Source organism: Cytobacillus oceanisediminis 2691, from assembly GCF_000294775.2.
Classification (GTDB): Bacteria; Bacillota; Bacilli; order Bacillales; family Cytobacillaceae; genus Cytobacillus; species Cytobacillus pseudoceanisediminis.
The window spans coordinates 349,705-366,086 of sequence record NZ_CP015507.1 but is presented as its reverse complement, the minus strand read 5'-3'; the positions used below and the strand labels follow the sequence as shown (position 1 = coordinate 366,086).

Annotated in this window: 19 protein-coding genes and 1 pseudogene; 4 read left to right on the top strand and 16 right to left on the bottom strand. The window is 33.6% G+C overall.

Features of this window, described 5'->3' with window-relative positions:
• Positions 1-53 precede the first annotated feature (53 nt).
• From A361_RS29000 to A361_RS28990, 3 genes are read right to left on the bottom strand one after another with little or no spacing between them, the layout of a single operon-like run.
• On the bottom strand, positions 54-437 hold the full coding sequence (locus A361_RS29000; RefSeq protein ID WP_019379928.1) for a DUF6262 family protein: 384 nt from the start codon (positions 435-437) through the stop codon (positions 54-56).
• Positions 430-2,466, bottom strand: coding sequence for a tyrosine-type recombinase/integrase (locus A361_RS28995; RefSeq protein ID WP_019379927.1), 2,037 nt, complete (start codon positions 2,464-2,466; stop codon positions 430-432). Before A361_RS28995 ends, A361_RS29000 begins: the two co-directional genes overlap by 8 nt.
• Positions 2,466-3,554, bottom strand: a complete 1,089-nt coding sequence (locus A361_RS28990; protein WP_019379926.1) for a tyrosine-type recombinase/integrase — start codon at positions 3,552-3,554, stop codon at positions 2,466-2,468. Before A361_RS28990 ends, A361_RS28995 begins: the two co-directional genes overlap by 1 nt.
• Before the next feature lie 151 nt (positions 3,555-3,705).
• On the opposite strand from A361_RS28990, the pseudogene A361_RS28985 reads away from it, so the two are divergent.
• Positions 3,706-4,398 (top strand): annotated as a pseudogene (locus A361_RS28985) (Tn3 family transposase); the annotation flags it as partial.
• A 135-nt stretch (positions 4,399-4,533) separates the two neighbouring features.
• Here the strand turns inward: A361_RS28985 and A361_RS28980 are convergent.
• From A361_RS28980 to A361_RS28955, 6 genes are all read right to left on the bottom strand, one after another.
• Positions 4,534-5,154, bottom strand: coding sequence for a thermonuclease family protein (locus A361_RS28980; protein WP_082919478.1), 621 nt, complete (start codon positions 5,152-5,154; stop codon positions 4,534-4,536).
• The gene (locus A361_RS28975; protein ID WP_019379923.1) at positions 5,126-5,479 is read right to left on the bottom strand and encodes a hypothetical protein; all 354 of its coding nucleotides are present in this window, start codon (positions 5,477-5,479) and stop codon (positions 5,126-5,128) included. Before A361_RS28975 ends, A361_RS28980 begins: the two co-directional genes overlap by 29 nt.
• A 234-nt stretch (positions 5,480-5,713) precedes the next feature.
• Positions 5,714-6,673 carry a helix-turn-helix domain-containing protein gene (locus A361_RS28970; RefSeq protein ID WP_019379922.1) on the bottom strand — a complete coding sequence of 320 codons (960 nt, stop codon included), beginning with the start codon at positions 6,671-6,673 and terminating at the stop codon, positions 5,714-5,716.
• A 320-nt stretch (positions 6,674-6,993) separates the two neighbouring features.
• On the bottom strand, positions 6,994-7,491 hold the full coding sequence (locus A361_RS28965; protein WP_019379921.1) for a hypothetical protein: 498 nt from the start codon (positions 7,489-7,491) through the stop codon (positions 6,994-6,996).
• Entirely contained in the window at positions 7,491-7,793 is a 303-nt protein-coding gene (locus A361_RS28960; RefSeq protein WP_019379920.1) for a hypothetical protein, read from the bottom strand. The genes A361_RS28965 and A361_RS28960 overlap by 1 nt, the downstream gene beginning before the upstream one ends.
• Before the next feature lie 271 nt (positions 7,794-8,064).
• Entirely contained in the window at positions 8,065-8,541 is a 477-nt protein-coding gene (locus tag A361_RS28955; protein WP_019379918.1) for a hypothetical protein, read from the bottom strand.
• A gap of 353 nt (positions 8,542-8,894) precedes the next feature.
• Here A361_RS28955 and A361_RS28950 point away from each other — a divergent pair, with 353 nt between their 5' ends.
• Complete coding sequence (locus A361_RS28950) at positions 8,895-10,061, top strand: tyrosine-type recombinase/integrase (RefSeq protein ID WP_019379917.1); 1,167 nt, start codon at positions 8,895-8,897, stop codon at positions 10,059-10,061.
• A gap of 92 nt (positions 10,062-10,153) precedes the next feature.
• Here A361_RS28950 and A361_RS28945 read toward each other — a convergent pair whose 3' ends face one another.
• Both A361_RS28945 and A361_RS28940 read right to left on the bottom strand, forming a co-directional pair.
• Positions 10,154-10,603: a hypothetical protein gene (locus tag A361_RS28945; RefSeq protein ID WP_019379916.1), complete on the bottom strand. Its 450-nt coding sequence runs from the start codon at positions 10,601-10,603 to the stop codon at positions 10,154-10,156.
• A 535-nt stretch (positions 10,604-11,138) separates the two neighbouring features.
• Complete coding sequence (locus A361_RS28940; RefSeq protein ID WP_019379915.1) at positions 11,139-11,690, bottom strand: Pycsar system effector family protein; 552 nt, start codon at positions 11,688-11,690, stop codon at positions 11,139-11,141.
• A gap of 71 nt (positions 11,691-11,761) precedes the next feature.
• Between A361_RS28940 and A361_RS28935 the strand changes: the two genes are divergently transcribed.
• Positions 11,762-12,736 (top strand): adenylate/guanylate cyclase domain-containing protein, encoded by a 975-nt coding sequence (locus tag A361_RS28935; RefSeq protein WP_019379914.1) that lies wholly within the window; start codon positions 11,762-11,764, stop codon positions 12,734-12,736.
• A gap of 95 nt (positions 12,737-12,831) precedes the next feature.
• Here A361_RS28935 and A361_RS28930 read toward each other — a convergent pair whose 3' ends face one another.
• From A361_RS28930 to A361_RS31575, 5 genes are all read right to left on the bottom strand, one after another.
• Positions 12,832-13,278: a YrhA family protein gene (locus A361_RS28930; protein ID WP_019379913.1), complete on the bottom strand. Its 447-nt coding sequence runs from the start codon at positions 13,276-13,278 to the stop codon at positions 12,832-12,834.
• Positions 13,279-13,295: 17 nt separating this feature from the next.
• Positions 13,296-14,315 carry an HNH endonuclease signature motif containing protein gene (locus A361_RS31115; RefSeq protein ID WP_019379912.1) on the bottom strand — a complete coding sequence of 340 codons (1,020 nt, stop codon included), beginning with the start codon at positions 14,313-14,315 and terminating at the stop codon, positions 13,296-13,298.
• Positions 14,276-15,013, bottom strand: a complete 738-nt coding sequence (locus A361_RS31110; protein WP_051005530.1) for an LXG domain-containing protein — start codon at positions 15,011-15,013, stop codon at positions 14,276-14,278. Before A361_RS31110 ends, A361_RS31115 begins: the two co-directional genes overlap by 40 nt.
• Before the next feature lie 185 nt (positions 15,014-15,198).
• Positions 15,199-15,450, bottom strand: coding sequence for a hypothetical protein (locus tag A361_RS28915; RefSeq protein WP_019379911.1), 252 nt, complete (start codon positions 15,448-15,450; stop codon positions 15,199-15,201).
• A gap of 56 nt (positions 15,451-15,506) precedes the next feature.
• On the bottom strand, positions 15,507-15,698 hold the full coding sequence (locus A361_RS31575) for a DUF7662 domain-containing protein (protein WP_420480838.1): 192 nt from the start codon (positions 15,696-15,698) through the stop codon (positions 15,507-15,509).
• Between the two features lie 248 nt (positions 15,699-15,946).
• Here A361_RS31575 and A361_RS28905 point away from each other — a divergent pair, with 248 nt between their 5' ends.
• A complete protein-coding gene (locus A361_RS28905; RefSeq protein ID WP_019379909.1) occupies positions 15,947-16,183 on the top strand; it encodes a hypothetical protein in 237 nt (78 codons plus the stop codon).
• Positions 16,184-16,382: the final 199 nt, after the last annotated feature.

The window sequence follows — 16,382 nt, the reverse complement described above, 5'->3', positions numbered from 1 at the left end:
TTAATGGCATTTTACACAAAAATATCAAACTGGGAAGGGAAAATTTTTGGAACTTAAATTCCCTCATAAATCTTCCCAAATTGAATTTTTAGTTGTTCTTTAATTTCTTTATTTTCCTTTTCTAAATGCTTGACTCGCTTTCGTAAGGAAGCGATAATTACATCTTTTGATGTGTCACTCATATTCCTTTTAACTTGTTTTATTGAGGGGAGACCTTCTTGTTGTTTACGAAGTGTTTCGATTCGATCTCGGAGTTCTGTATTTCTGTATAGAAATGCCTTTGAAACCCCTGATTCTGCAGATACAGAGTTAAAATTGATTTTCAGTTGTTTTTTTATCATCCTTTTGATCGCTTCTTCAACTTTTTGAATGGTCTTTTCCGTTTTCAACTTTGCGTGTTTTATAATACCTTCGGTATTTGGGTTTTCATTAGACATTTTGCATCACCTTCTCACGTTCATCTCCAACATACTCACGTCTAGGTTTTTCTAAACCAAAGATACCACCAGTATGTAGTAAACCACTTGCTAATTCTTTATATCTTTTTAATTTGGGTTCAATTAACTCAATGGAACGTAACCTTCCGGATTTTTTGTATACTTCAATATCAGCTTCCATTTTAAATATCTGTTCTTGATAATAGTCGAGAAAAGTCTTGTCAACGTGAAAACTTCGGCAATTGTTTTTAATACACGGTGGTTCCAAGGTCTGTTCAAGAAAATCACAATGAAGTTTTGGGCTTTTTACACAAAACCCATGATCTAAACGAATAGAGTCCATATTGTGACGTATCCACTCCAGTTCAACTCCATTTTCTTCAGCCTGTTGAGCTAAATCAGCGACAATAACTTCTCCATGAGTATCTAGTCTTACTGCGCCATTATCTCGAGCCTTTTCCCATTCATCACGGAGTGTCTGGTCATGAATTTGGGCATAGACTAATGTCATTTCAGGACTGGCATGTGCCATCAGTTTTTGAACATGAAGGATATTCATTCCGTTATTAATCAAATTAACACCGTAACGGTGTCGAAATGCATGATTTTTAAACCAATAAATTTCTCCATCCTTGTCCTTAATATTACATCTGTTTGCTAGTTTATTAAGGTTCAGCTTAATGGAATCCTGCGATATGGGATTACCCATCCTTTTCCCTTTTAGTACTGGAAACAAATATTTCTTAGGGTTCGTGTCCAAAGAGTATCTCTTTTTTGTAAGTTCTTGCTGCGCTAAGACAACATTAGCAATTTCTTCTGAAATAGGAACTTTATGATTTTTATAACTTACTTTCCTTTGATCTCCGATAATCCACCAGCCATCTTCTTGATTTACTAAGCAGTCAATTTTAAGTGATAAAACGTCACTAATACGAAAACCTGTAGCTTCCATTAGAAGAATTATAGGTATATGTTCTGAGGAAAGTTCGTTAATATGGAAAACTAACTGTTCCCATACTTCATCCGGAATATATTTAATTTCATCAGCTTTTGCTCTTTTCTTTTTAGGGATATCCTCAATTGACAATAGTGAAATAACTGACTTTGTCGGGGCTTCTTCCCATTCGAATTTCTGTATATATGAGATAAACGTTTTAAGATCTATTAAAAAACGATTTACATAATTGTGATCTGGATTAATTAAATATTTTCCCTTTTTAATAGTGGAATGTCGTAAGTATTCAATATACTCTTCAATATCCATTCTAGATAGGTCGTTTAATTCTTTCCATTCAGGATGTTTATCCTTCAAAAAGGTGAAGAAAAACGAAAGTCTATTTAAATAACATATTGCTGTAGAAAAGCTGATGGATTGCTGCACAACTAGGCGAGTCTTTATATATTTTTTAAATAATTGTCTATAAGGTTGCGGAACCTTCGAAAAGTCTATTGAATACCTACTGATTGTATTGTTATAATTAATCTTCAATTTTCGTACATCCCAACAATCTTTATCTGTTTCTTCTCGTTCATCATAAAAGTGATAATAAAAATCATAAACTTGAAGAAATAGTCTAATATACAATGATGGTTGAACTGTTGGTGACATCCATGGTGATGACTTTTTCCGGTGTACAATCTCAACTGATTTTCCTTTCTCTACAAGAAATGTTCGATATTCTATTAGAAACTTTTCTTTCGGAATATCAATAATAGAATCTAAATTAGCATAATATCGAGAGATGAATTCTGTAAAAACTTTAAGACATGGAGAATAATGCATAAAAGCATAGATAATCGAAATCCTTGTCTCCTGTAACCCCTTATAAAAATAATATTTTAGTTCATTTTTTAATCTAAGATTGTGTACCTTATCAAAAATCAATTTTCTATTCCAATCATAATGTTTATCCAAGAAGGGGCATTCTTGTACATTCCACACATCATTTGCCCAATATCCAAGTAATGGTTCATTTATCTGTTCCAGATGGTGGGGAAGGGGTTTTACTTTGAATGTGCCATGTATCATTATTTATCTCTTCTTCCCATTTTTTTATTTGATTGAGCTTGTTTCCAGCTTTCACGTATGGTTTCATCGGATGAATGGATATAAGTCTGTATGGTTGTTTGAACGTGTGCATGCCCTAATAACCTCTGTATGATGGCAATATCTACTCCTGCTGCATGTAACTCTGTGGCATATGTATGCCGGAGCATATGAGGGGTAAAATCTATTTCTGTTTTTTTCTTCATCCTTTTAATTAAGGAACGAACAGAACCATCAGTCATTGGTTTACCACGATTAGGTCCAGTTAAGGAGATAAAAACATAATTGCTATCAATTTCGTAAGAATGAAAGTCTATTAGATAATCTTGAAAGAGATTCATAGTCTCAATAGATACATAAACTTTTCGTTTTTCTCCATCGGATGTTTTGGATTTCCTAACCGTAATAGCATTTTTACCTATATCAAAATCCTCTACCCACAGAGAAAGGGCCTCTCCAATCCGTAATCCCCCTTCATATAAAATACGGAATAATAATTCATCTCGTATATTACTGCACGCATCATGGATCACTTGGATTTGATTTTTACTCAATGTTTTGATTAAACGCTTTGGTTCCTTAATCTTTAAAATGTTTTTATCATAAGAATTCCCTTTTGTAATGTGATGAAGGAAAGGTTTAAAAGGCTTAAAACGACCGGGGACTTGCTTTTTTAATTGATCATTTACATTTCCCCCATAATCCTCGCTACGAGACAAATAGTCATAGAACCCTATTACACACGTTATGATGGTATTAACCGTTTTTTCTGATCGTTTCGCCAAGGTTTCTTCAAAATAAGTGACTTTTGTTGATTGATCAGGAATTCTCAGCCAACCGATGAATTGAGCCAAAATATCAAGGTTTACTTCTTGATATTCTAATCCACACTCCTCTAGGAATTGAAAGTAAAGCTTTAGATGATAACAGTATGACTTTAGTGTGCTTTCAGCTTTTCCAATGTTATCTAAATACTTTATATACTTTGCAACTGAAGTAACTGGATACCCCCCATTGTCAATTAACAGAAATCTTTTCTTCTCATGAATGAGAACTTCTTGTACTTTCAAAATTATCCCCCCATGGTCTAAAATCATTTCGTTAGATACTATGTATCCATAAAATTCATAGTATACATAATGAATCTATAAAGAAATGAAAAAGAAGTAGTTGATAACATAAGATACGTTAATAACTACTTCTAATACTAGTTCAATTAAAGCCGGTTATACAGACCAAATATTTGGACTGACTCATTTATTAGGATTTAATTTTGCTCCAAGAATAAGAGATTTATCAGATTCGAAATTATTTACAATAGATAAAGCAAGTGAATATCCAAAATTAGAAGCCATTTTACGTGGACAAATAAATACAAAGGTCATTAAAGAAAATTATGAGGATGTTTTGCGATTAGCTCATTCTATACGAGAAGGAACAGTTTCAGCATCCCTTATTATGGGGAAATTAGGTTCTTATTCAAGACAAAACAGCCTAGCTACAGCCTTACGTGAGATGGGACGAATAGAAAAAACTATCTTTATTCTTAATTATATTTCAGATGAATCTTTAAGAAGAAAAATACAAAGAGGATTGAATAAAGGAGAATCTATGAATGGACTGGCACGAGCTATTTTCTTCGGAAAGCAAGGAGAGCTTAGGGAACGAACCATACAGCATCAATTGCAAAGAGCCAGTGCCTTAAACATAATCATCAATGCCATCAGTATCTGGAATACTTTACATCTAACAAAAGCAGTTGAATATCAAAAACGGTCAGATAGTTTAAATGAAGAATTATTGCACCATATGTCACCTCTAGGTTGGGAACATATTAATTTATTAGGAGAATACCATTTTAATTCCGATAAAAAAGTTTCGTTAGATTCTTTAAGACCATTGAAACTTTCTTAACGTTGTTAAAAATAGAGAATTCGTCAGGAAAATAGGCTTATCGTTGTAAATCCGCATTTTCCTGACGCTACCCCTATTTAAATATATTCATGAATTCTCCTGCTTTTTCTACAATGCTTTCCTTCAAATCTTCTGTTACAACATCCATGTCAAAACCATTTTTTTATATACATACCCGGGAATACTCCAAATATTGTGGCCGGATTCTTTTGCTTTTTTTTCCGCTGCAAAATATAGATCGGAATAGTTGTATTCACCATATAAATAAGCGACTCTTACTAATCCCTCTAAGATAAGAATTTGTTGTATGCTTTTTCCACTAATAAAAGCGTGAATTAAGTACCTCCCATATTTATCCGTAATATCAGCATTGGGATCACTTTCAATCTCAATTTCTTTACCCATTATTAGAGTGGTTAAAAAAGCTGTGCCTTCAGGACCAAACTTTTCAAAAGTTTTCGTTGCTTCAGGAGCGTTTATTCCCAAAAATCTTCCGGTTACCTCTTTATTTAGTAGAGGATCGAAATAACGAATGCTATCACCGTCAGTTACGGAAGTTACTGTCACCTTCCTTCTAGTTGCGGATTCAGTTTTTTCATTTTTATTACTTGGTTTTAGATTAGGTTTTGTCTCATAATTTCCATTTTCTTTATACTCTGGGTATATTATACTACCGGAGAATTGGGCATGTGAGACATTGATAAAGTATACCAATGTCTTTTCTGAATTATTTCTCAAGTCTCTTAAGGATGGCATTTTTTATTTCTTTAGGCTTACCCACTTCGATAACAACTTTATCAAAATCATGTCCTTCCAAAAGTAATTGAACCACATTATTAGGATTTGAATAATGAAGGAAATATCTTTCTGCTTTGTATACGAATCTTCCTGCCTTGTAACCATTCGGTAGAGAAGTACCTCCGATTCTAAGTGCTAACCAGTGTAGTTTGAAACCACTCGTTTCTACACCCTTTATATCTTTATATGGAAGTCGAAGTTCTTTTTTTAAACCGGCTAACATAGTTAAACCCGTAAATTTTATAATCATTTCATCTTTCTCGAACAATACTTGTTGACTCATAAAAAACACCACCTCATTGAAAATTAAACAACATTCCGTTTTTCCTTATTTTAACATATTATTTCGCGAATTGCTCAAATCTCACTTCTGCAAAGCAGTTGGAAATAATCACTTTCTATTGAAGCATCTAAACCGCAGAACTGACTTACACTCTAACATTTGTAACCTCCTTTAAAAAATTCTAAAGGAACAGCATTAAAATATATATTCCTTCTTCCCAATTTATCCTTACTATTAGAGTCTTCCATACTTATCTTCTAAAATTGAAATTACTAGTTCCTCGATTGTATTTTTTGACTTAGCAGCATCTTCCTTAATTTTTCTCTTTAGTTTAGAAGGGATAGCGATTGCGAGGACTTCCAAGTCACTGTCAATAAACACTCCTTCTAATCTCTTCGAAATATCTCCCTCAATTATAGATTCTTCAAGTAAAGAAAAAATGTAACCTGGTATATCATCTTTAATTAAAATGGGTTTTACTTCAACGGTGATCTTGTTTTCTTTATCTAAAAAAATCTTTATGTTTTTTGGCCCTAGTTTAGAGTAAAAGAGACCCATTGTTCTATAGAATTCCTGGGATTCTGTAAAATGGAATTTAGCAAAGCCTTTCTGTGTTTTATATCCTATATCAGGAATTTTTTTCACTGGTTTATAGCCTGCTTTTTCAATTTCCTCATACGGGATTTGCTCTCCATTTTGGGTTTGAAGAAAGGGCTGCAACTCTTCGTTTAGTAATAGAAAATTACTGTCTTTACCTTCCGGAGAAAGAAACTCCTGGAACCAGGCATAGTTTTTATTTTTGTCGTAAAAATCTTTCCCTTCATTCCTTTTCTGTTCCTCATAAAAAGATTTAAATCGCTCAAGTTCTTCTGGGTCAATGAAATAAAATTCTCTTCCCTTATATAACTTTTTCTCGGCAGCAAGTAATCCTTGTTGAATGTATTGAAAAATTGTTGCTGTATGAAGGCCAAGTAATTTGCTAGCTTCTCCAGTAGTAATTCCCGGCTTTCCCTTTTTCTTTTTTAATTCCTCAATATCTTCTTTGTAGAATAATTTAGTGTTATCAATGTGCCAGTTGTCTTCATAAACCGGCTTTAATTCCCCTTGCTTTACATATTTATGAATAGTTGATGGCTTAAGCTTAAGTATCTCTGCAGCTTCATTTGTTGTTATCATTTCTCTTTCTTTATCCATGAGTTTCACCTTACTTTTTAATTTGTCTATAAAAAGACCAGCAACATTGCTGGTTTTCAATTCTAATTCGTTCTATCTAAGATAATCATACTATAATACAATTTTATATATAAGTTTAAGTGGAGATTATTTCCTAATCACTTTTAAAGATGTTTTATTTCTTATAGAGGTTTCTAACTCTTTAATATCTTTATTATCACATCCACATACGATGCCAATCCAATAACGAGATCCGTTTACTGTAATATACCCTCCATCGTCCACTATAGAATGACAAAATTGACAAGTAAATACGATATTCAAGGATTTCCCACCTGCCTTTAGAAAAGTATGAGTTGCTCAAATGTAATTTCCGAACTTTCCTCGGAAGCTATTGAAAAGGTAAAAAGAGAATGATTTGAACTTGTTTCTTCTATTATATTAGTAACTTCTTTGAACTCCTTGAACCAATGGAGCAAAAAGCATCCCTTACATTTAGTTAGTTCAATATCTTCATAGAAATGAGCATTAGTATTCTGAGGCAATAGATAATAGTGAGAAAGCAGGATATTACTATACCCTGCTCTTCTCCAAAACAATTTAGCTTTATAAATCTTACCCTGTTCAAGATCTATATTCGTGCGTGGGGGCTCAGAAGCGTGGTCCTCTTCTTCAAGGATATGAAACCAGTCACAGTCGAAACATCCAAAATGTGCATTGGGGTTATTAAATATAGATACATAATAATGATTTGGTCCATTAGGAAATAAAAAATATGTATATTCTTTACTTAAGGAACACAACAACTTATCACTGCCAATATACTTGCTTTTAAGCATTATATATCCCCGTTTTTTAGCAAGCCTTTCTTCTTGCTATATTCTATAAAATCGTCAATGTATGCGTTTACTTCTTTGATTTTTGGATTTTCTAGAACCACTTTTTTTAGGGACTTTTTTAAAATTATGTTATCGTCTCCCCAAATTAATTCAATCTCTGCGGTTGATTTTCTTTTTGTGGATAGTTTCCGTACTTCTATTCTGAGACCTGCTTTGATATCAGAAAGGTAATAAGTTGTTATTTTTATATTAACTTTCCCCTCTCGCACCTGTTTATCAATGAATTCAAATTCTTCTTTCATAAGCGTCCTTCCTTTACCATCCGAAAGTCCTCAATGAATTAACAAGGCGTTCTTATTATCGGGTTTTATATATTTGAGTTCCATAGGCAATTTACACCACAGTTATGATGAACTATGGTGTAAACTGCCTCTTAAAACGTTATAAACAATCGATTTTGTAACATAGAAGCGTAATCTTCAGCTTCTAATTTTGTGTCAAATAGTCTCAGAATATTAGAAACTGTAAGATGATAGTAGCTTCGCTTCGATTCGTGATCGATTTTATAAGCTTTCATTTTGCCCCTACCTCGCGCATTGAGAACCACTGGAATAACACTTTCCCGTTAACAAAATAACCGGTTCGAACACCAAGCCATTCCCCTGTTGATTTCTCCCATTCTTGACGCCCTTTAATTAATTTGTCGATGCTTGCTTTCTTGGACACTTTATCAATCGCCGCTTGGGTGCACTGGATTTCTTTCTCACCATTTATCAGGATCCTTACAGGATATTTAGTTCCTGGTTTAACTTCATAGATAATGCCTACTTCTCCAGAAGATTTCAATTTTACGGGACGTCCACAAACCACATCTTCGTCCTTAATCACAGTTCCTTCTGTCATTGACCATTGGTATCGAGGAAAATATTTTGTTAATTGTTTAATAACCGCTTCTTCGCCTAACTTTCTTAGTTCGTCCTGAGTTTGCCCTTCACTTCCATTAATTTCAACCGAAATTGCTGGAAGATGGAATGTTAATGTTTTTTTCATTCTAATCAGCCCTTCTTAAAATTTTTTAGTGTGTTAGGGAAGTCTCCAATTAAAACCTTAGCCTCGGTTGATGGAAAACCTTTCATTGAAATGAATATATCAAAACGAATAACTATTGTCTAGTTATTTATAAAATGTGTATTAAATAAATAAATAAATATAAAACGATTATTGATTATTATATATAGACAAATAACTCATTTTTCTCTTATCATGTACTATAATAAAAGTATTAAAATAAATTAATAGTTCATTAAATAGAAATTTATTTATAATAAAATCTAAGCAAAGTTAATTATTTCTAATAAATTTAGTATTAAATTTATTAGATTTAAAAGGAGGTTAAATAAAATATGGAACCACGTGAATTAGTTCTTACTGAACAATCTAATAAAATCTTCACCCTTGATTTGATAAATAAAGCTCAAACAATTTCTTCTTTGGTTACTTACCTTCTAGATGATTCCTTACATAAAAAAATGAGCGATATTATAGATAAAGACGGTGAAGCAAACTTTTCACTTTTTAACGATATCGAAATGATTTATTATTACGCGCACCAAAAAAAGGATTTAAATGAGAAGAAAAATCGAACAGAAAATACAAAGCGGGAATATCTGAGGGATCTTCTTTTGTTCTATCAGCAGCTGCTGGAACAAGCAGAATTGCTAGAAGTCGAAATTAGAGATGTTCAAGAGTATCGACTATTGAAGAATCTAACACCACGAAATATGAGGAAATACCAAGAGTGGTTGAAGGAAGCTCCACTTGGGAAAGGGGGTAAACAATATTCTGTAGCTACCCTAAGTCGAAAAACAGTTGTAATGAGAGGGTTCTTAAAGTTCCTGTACGAAAATCAATACATTAAGGTGTGGCTTCATCAAAAAATGTTAAGCAGCAATGTTCGTTCATATGATCGTCCAAATAAAGAAATGAGTTCTGTGGAGGTAATTAGCTTAGTCAATTACTTCAGAACTCATCCCATCCTTTACGGATTGATATCAGTATTGGCCACAACTGGACTCCGTATACAGGAGCTCTGTAATGCAAAAGTTAGCGATCTCGCTTATTTAGATGGAGAATACTGGCTTACAGTTATGGGAAAGGGACAAAAGGAGCGGCAGGTATTAATTCATCCAAACGTTTTAAAGGCCATAGAGGGATTTCGTAAAAGAAGAAGGCTAGATTTTAAACTCGATCCTTCCGATAGCTCCCCTTTGTTTACTACTTCTAAGGGAAAGGCCTATGGATATAAATATCTGTCGAATTATTTAATCACAAAATTAAACAAAGCTGATTTGGACTTTATTAAAATGCGGAAGAATCCTATAACCCCTCATAGCTTCAGACATGGTTTTGCTCTAATTAGTGCTGACCAGGGTGCGGATTTATTGACCATTAAAGAAAGTCTTGGTCATTCCGACATCAAGACGACTCAGATATACTTACAGAGAAAAATGTTACGTAAAAATAATGCTGCTCATTCTTGGAAAAACTCTGAAATCATTAACCAGATATAATTTAAAGACCACATAAACGATGTTGTGTGGTCTTTATCCTTTTATTAAATTTGATCCCCGACTCTTCTTCGTTGACACAATTAAAAAGCGAATCATATTTTGCTTGATTTTGGTTCCAGAATAGTAAATGGTATTGGTCCAATCGATTCTTTTACTTCGTCCCCCATACCACCATCACGAAAAGTCCGATAAATATTATATGTCTCCCTATCAAACCTTAGCCTAGTTTCATCGTGAAATCCCTCTGAACCCCGATTGAAAACGGTGTGAGTGAATTTTCCGCAAAAATGTTCTTGCTCATCCCATAATATTATAACTTCTATATCAAAATGCCTTGTATTTGTCCCGTTGCCTATTCCTCGACTCTTCTTAGTGTCCTCTTGTCCTGGTTCTAATCTAGGCGTAATATCACTCTCGGTATGTACGTCTCTTGTCCATAAAAGTTTGAATGTGACTCCAGGTATTTCATCTTCCTCAAAATCCAAGTGTGTATAATTTTTAACAGTGAGTTTACATCTTTTAGTATAATTTTTGTCATTCATAGAGCAAAACCTCCAAATTTCAACTTCTTTTCTATTTGTTAGAGTGGCTTTTTTGATTTATTCTATTCGTAACTCTGCCAGATTTAACTACGTATGAAATTGATGCTTACCAATAACAAACCAATATACTTTTCAGATTGTTCCTCATTTACAACAAAGGTAATAAATAGGATAGTTGTTTTAGTAAAATAAAAATTCCAGTAAAAAGTTTATTTTGCTCTACCTAATCTTGTCCATCAGCACCCCATTAAAATAGACAATTCCCACTCCTATACTTTTGCTTAAGAAGAAAAAAGCTGCGCGATTATCAGTTGATTTTGAACATAAGTACACTATTTAAATTGTTTTCCAAATAGTATTGTTTCAATATAATTTTGCATTCATCGAGCTTTTATAGTTTTGTTTTTATAAGTGCTGACCAGGGTGCTGATTTATTGGCCATAAAAGAAAGTCTCGGTCATTCCGAAGAATACCCAGATTTACTTACAAAAAAGAATGCTGCGAAAAAATAATAATGCTCTGGTATTCTTATTCTTTACAGGAAAAACCACATCCATATATGGTAAATCAAAAAGCCAATAAGCGCACTTTTCAAACAAAAAATGCCGATATTATAGAATTTTGCCTTTTGAGCACAAATACAACTGTTGATATAAATTTGCGTTTGCATATCTTTTACCCAATCATTTGATTCAGAATTATCCATTCTATATTTATATGAGAAATAATTGTGCTTCGATATATCACCCCAAAAAATATTAGAAGAAGAGACCATGTGTGGTTGCTTATATTTTCGGGGATTAATCTTTGCTTTCAATCCATTAAGAAAACACCACATAGCTGCCACCAATAATATAATGGTTAGTCCAAATAACACAAAAAATACGGCACTCTTAATAGATGATTCATTCCATAACTGTAATGTTTTTGAATGGTTTTCAAGTGTTTTACTAAAATCCTCATTCGAAAAAATAAAACCGATTAATACTCCCGTTGCTCCTAAAGCGAAAGATATTTTTGTATCCATATTATTGATCCAAAATGCAATTCTTTGATATTCAAGCTCCAAATCTTCTTTTGATAACATTTTTGGCACTCCTGACTAATCCATTGATATAATCAATTTAACAACAATATTTGGAAATGGGAAGTGAAAAAATGAGTTTAGATGACCTGAGGAAAAGTATAGAGGAAGAAATTCAAGGAATGTTATCTTCAGATTTCAAAATTGAAATTACAGAAACTACCACAGTTCCGAGCTTAGATGATATCGGAATTACCTACCCTAACTTTGTAACTGGTATACAAAAATGCAAGCTAATTGAAACCTGTGTTCTTTACATAGATTTAAGGAAGTCAACGGATTTAAACTTATCCCATAGAAGAGATACCATGAGTAAGCTTTATTCTACTTTTATCCGTTCTATAATGAAAGCAGCAACACAATATAATGGTAAAGTAAGAAACGTCGTTGGAGACCGGGTAATGGTATTATTTGATTCTGCAGAATGTTTTGGAAATGCTTATAAGACCGCGGTCCTACTTAATTCTGTTGTAGCAAAATTATTAAATAAGCATTTTATTAACAATGAAATTAAAGCTGGCGTGGGAATTGATTATGGGAAAATGCTTGTAACAAAGGCTGGTATCATTAAAAAAGGGTATGAAAATACTAATTACAAAAGTTTGGTATGGTTAGGAAAGCCAGCTAATATCGCCGCTAAATTAACGGATTTGGCAAATAAAACTATAACAAAGCAAACTCTACATAAAAAAGACGTCATTTGGGAGCGTTTAGAATTTCCATTAACACAAAAAGATTCATGGTTACCTTATACTCCTGAGGAGTTTTTGGAAAAGAGGTTAAAGCGTATTGGTTGGACAAAGAAATTTGAACACGTGGATCAGTATTATGATTATCATTATGTTATTCAAAAAACAGAAGTAAAAAGTGATGAGTTTACTCATTCCCCAATTTTAATGACTGAAGTGGTATATAAGGGTGTTTTAAAAGAAGCAGAAGATATGTCTTCTGTTAAAGATGGAAGAATAAAAGAAGAGACGAAAATTAATATCCCAGGATATAACGGAAAAGTATATGGGGTGGATACTTGGTTTGCGGCTTTTGAATAATATACAAAAAAGCACATCAATTAAACCATTGATGTGCTTTCTGGAGGTTTTAGGTACCCTACTTCATTGTAAGATTAATAGATACTTATTTTTTATCACAATAGAGCAGTTTGTAGTGCCTGACTTAACATGGAATCAAAACTATCTAAAGATTGAATTAATGTTCCAGAGGGTTTATCAAGTTCATGATACATACCTTCTTGTAGATCTAAACAGTACCAGGCTGTATCAGAGTCCCCAAAAAATATATATTGCTTTTGCCAATCATTTTTATACCATATCTCATTAGTTTCAATAAGCCCTTGAAGATCCTCATCCTCTTGGTCATCAACACCATAAATGACCAATCCATTAAAGTCTAATCCATTTACAGTTTTCAAAAGCTCTATATAAGTCTTTGGTAAATCCATATACCCTAATTTCCCCAGCATTTTCAGTTGCAACTTTCTTATCTCTAAATCCGTAACTGGATCCCTTAGCGAACTGCCATATTTCTCTTCAATTTTCTTTATTTCATTCAACAATTCTTTCCATTGGGCCATATCTGTTCATCCCTTCTTTATTTAAAAGGTTCCGGTGGGTAAACCTCATCTTCAAAAATTGGCCAATTAATTTTCTTGCTTTGTGTAGGAGTTAATTCTCTTGTTAGAGAGTTTTGTTCATTGGTAACCGCCTTATGAAATGGATCATTTTTTATCAATACCAGGTTAGTGAAATCATTAGTTCCACCATCATCTAAAGGTAAATTGTGATGGACTTGCCATCCCTTTGGATTAAGGCCATCTTTCATTCTGGCAATATCATTTTCATCTAACCCAGCTTTCCGAAGATATTGTACTCTTATCGGATCGTTAGCAAATGTTTTAAGGAAACTTTTCTTAACAGAATTATTAAATGTCCTTCTTAATTGCGCAGTTTCTTCTGGATTTCTTTTTGTATATATTATTTCTTCTACTTTTACGCCTTTTAAGTGGACCTTGTTTCCCTTTAATGTACCAATAAAGTAATTATCTTTTTCAATTTTATCTGTAGGCTTGGCTACATACCCCTCATCTATCATCTTCTTAATCTGTGTCAAGGGGTTATGAAGTACATTGTAAGGAACTGGGCCCTGAGCCACACCTTTCACCATTGCAGGAGTTGGTCCATGCGTCTGAAAAGAAAGTCCCTTCCCTTGGCCTACCGTCTTGGATATTGTACCGGCTTTACCAATTCCTTTATCCCCGAGAATACCAATTCCAAGGGAAGTCAGGCCATAGGTAAAGAAGGCTGTCCGGCTTTTGGCATCCCCATTTACAACATCCCGCTCCCAGGCACTGGTGATAGCAGACCATATGTATTTCGGCATATCAAGAACCTGACGTACTTTTCCTATGGGGTCATTTAAAATGCGTAAATAAAACTCCTGGTGCTTCCTTTGATTTTCTAGCAGCTGGTCACGGTTAAACAGCAATTCACTACCTAAAAACAGCGGACTGAACGGTCCCATGATCTTTCGTCCCAGCTCATAGGTAGACTTAAGGCCTTCCAAAGTATCTCCTACAGCTTCAGAAGCCCCCTCAATGGCTCCTTCAACCATATCTTGAAGGAGACTTTGCTCCCTTTGTGGACTAGGATTCGATATTTCATCATGGAAATCCTCCCAATTAAGAGCTCTTGGCTGATAATGGGCCAAAGATAAGTTGCCGCTTTGGAGCATGCCAGCCATTTTTTTATGTACTCTTCCATGTTATCTAAATTTTTTAAGAGGGGGTCAAGCGCTGCAGTTTCCCGATGGTCAAAGGCTTCTAATTTTTCAACTGTTCCCCGGCTTGAGTCCTGGGCATGCATTGATGCTTGGATAAAGCGGTTATCTTCCAGCAGCGGCAGCGGGACAATATCGCTTACAGTTTTTATTACTTCATTTGCTTCTTTAGTTAGTTCAGAGGTGATCTGAAGAGTGTTTCTTAGGCCCAATTGTAGCTCATTCTCAAGGAATTCCTGGCGGATGAATCCTGCAGGAGAAGATTCAAAGTCGTTGATTGTGTTTTCTAGACTGTTTAAATAGGATTGGTAATCTTCAATCCAGGATTCAAAGAATAGTAGAAAAGGCAGGTGGCTTTCCTGGTAGAAGTTTATAATCGACCTGCCGCCATCTCCTTTGAAAGAATCTTCATGAGAGACGATAAACTCCTTGATGGCCATTTGAACATGTTTAATCTGATTTTTAAGTATATTCAGTTGATTACTTGTATGTTGGATACCTAAAAGTAAATCTTTCACATCTAATACTTTCAACTTTAATCATCTCCATACTTAAACTGTTCACCAGACAATCACACATTCCACATTTTTCTATTTTTATATTAATTTACTCATTGAACTAGTTGAATAGGGATTTTGATGTGAAAATTTCTTATGTATTCCGTTCTCTTTTGCAAGCAAAGACAAATAACTTATTGAAAGTGTATCTAGGCGCTTAATTACTTCTTACAAACTAGGCACTCCCGTATGCTCTCTTCATTTAAGATTTCCTTTAAATCTCCGCACCAGTAGTAACTTCCATTCTTTTCTTGATTATTAATAACCTTTTGTTCAAAAAATCTAATATTAATATGAGGACAACTTGCCATATGTAATGTCTTAATTTTAGTTGGTTTATCCTCTATAAGGAAATAACCAATTTTATTATTTCTATATTCATTAAATTCATTTATACTGTTAATTTTAATCATTGTTCGCCCCTACTGTTATTTGTGATTACTATATTAACAACGCTGCTTTTATAAAACTAATCTTCTATGTGCTTAACAAACTCTACTTTTTTCTCTTTCAAGTTTGGTTTTGCAAAAAAATGAGCATTTTTCCAAGCGAAGGACTGTGTATGAGAATCCGATTTATCCCACCACGCTTCATGTTCATATGCTGATTTTGGGAGTGTGAACCCTAGAATGTCTTCTACCTCAAAAAAAGTCATTTTAATACTCTTAGTCTTTTGGAACTTTTAAAAATTTTGTAGCGGTTCGTATTTGCTATTTCTGTTACTCATTCTTATCACTCCTTAGGAAAGCTTTATAACTTTTAACTAGATATCATTATATTTCCTTTTGAATATATTGGAAAGGTTGTAAGTCGAACCTCCCCAATTTAATGTAGATCTGCTAAATGACTTGATTTATAAGCCTTTATTGTTTTACTTTTCCTTTATAACCATTTCTAGGGAGGTATATTTTGTCACAACAGTCCAAAAAACAAATTACTGAAAAAGATAAGAATATCCTTAAAGCGTTATGTGAGTTATACAAAGAAAAGCAGTCAGGTGTAGGGCCATCCGAGATCGAACAAAAAGTCGGAAGAGATAAATACGATGCAGCTGCTTACTGTAATTTATCTTTGAAGAAATTGATTGAGTTTAATTTAGTTGAGAAATTTCCGGAGGGTAAGTATAGACCGGCGGAAAAAGAATAAGTTTAAAGATCAAAGGTCTCCCTTTGATCTTTATAGGTAGCGACTATCAAAATCAGTTTTAAATAAAAAATATTTCAATCCCAATAAACATAATAAATAAAGCTGAACTAGTTAATATACTTAAGACATGTCGTTTAGAGTCCTTCATATACTTTCTTTCAAACAATAGTTAGAACTAATTAGCATTGATCAAATAACG

Excerpts from the sequence above, each read along its gene's own strand:
- A361_RS28935 (WP_019379914.1), top strand. The coding sequence starts at position 11,762 with ATGAGTTTAGATGACCTGAGGAAAAGTATAGAGGAAGAAATTCAAGGA.
- A361_RS28950 (WP_019379917.1), top strand. The coding sequence starts at position 8,895 with ATGGAACCACGTGAATTAGTTCTTACTGAACAATCTAATAAAATCTTC.
- A361_RS28980 (WP_082919478.1), bottom strand. The coding sequence starts at position 5,154 with ATGCCATCCTTAAGAGACTTGAGAAATAATTCAGAAAAGACATTGGTA.
- A361_RS31115 (WP_019379912.1), bottom strand. The coding sequence starts at position 14,315 with ATGGTTGAAGGAGCCATTGAGGGGGCTTCTGAAGCTGTAGGAGATACT.
- A361_RS28995 (WP_019379927.1), bottom strand. The coding sequence starts at position 2,466 with ATGATACATGGCACATTCAAAGTAAAACCCCTTCCCCACCATCTGGAA.
- A361_RS28930 (WP_019379913.1), bottom strand. The coding sequence starts at position 13,278 with ATGGCCCAATGGAAAGAATTGTTGAATGAAATAAAGAAAATTGAAGAG.
- A361_RS28955 (WP_019379918.1), bottom strand. The coding sequence starts at position 8,541 with ATGAAAAAAACATTAACATTCCATCTTCCAGCAATTTCGGTTGAAATT.
- A361_RS28945 (WP_019379916.1), bottom strand. The coding sequence starts at position 10,603 with ATGAATGACAAAAATTATACTAAAAGATGTAAACTCACTGTTAAAAAT.
- A361_RS28970 (WP_019379922.1), bottom strand. The coding sequence starts at position 6,673 with ATGGATAAAGAAAGAGAAATGATAACAACAAATGAAGCTGCAGAGATA.
- A361_RS28940 (WP_019379915.1), bottom strand. The coding sequence starts at position 11,690 with ATGTTATCAAAAGAAGATTTGGAGCTTGAATATCAAAGAATTGCATTT.
- A361_RS29000 (WP_019379928.1), bottom strand. The coding sequence starts at position 437 with ATGTCTAATGAAAACCCAAATACCGAAGGTATTATAAAACACGCAAAG.
- A361_RS28915 (WP_019379911.1), bottom strand. The coding sequence starts at position 15,450 with ATGATTAAAATTAACAGTATAAATGAATTTAATGAATATAGAAATAAT.
- A361_RS28975 (WP_019379923.1), bottom strand. The coding sequence starts at position 5,479 with ATGAGTCAACAAGTATTGTTCGAGAAAGATGAAATGATTATAAAATTT.
- A361_RS28960 (WP_019379920.1), bottom strand. The coding sequence starts at position 7,793 with ATGAAAGAAGAATTTGAATTCATTGATAAACAGGTGCGAGAGGGGAAA.
- A361_RS28965 (WP_019379921.1), bottom strand. The coding sequence starts at position 7,491 with ATGCTTAAAAGCAAGTATATTGGCAGTGATAAGTTGTTGTGTTCCTTA.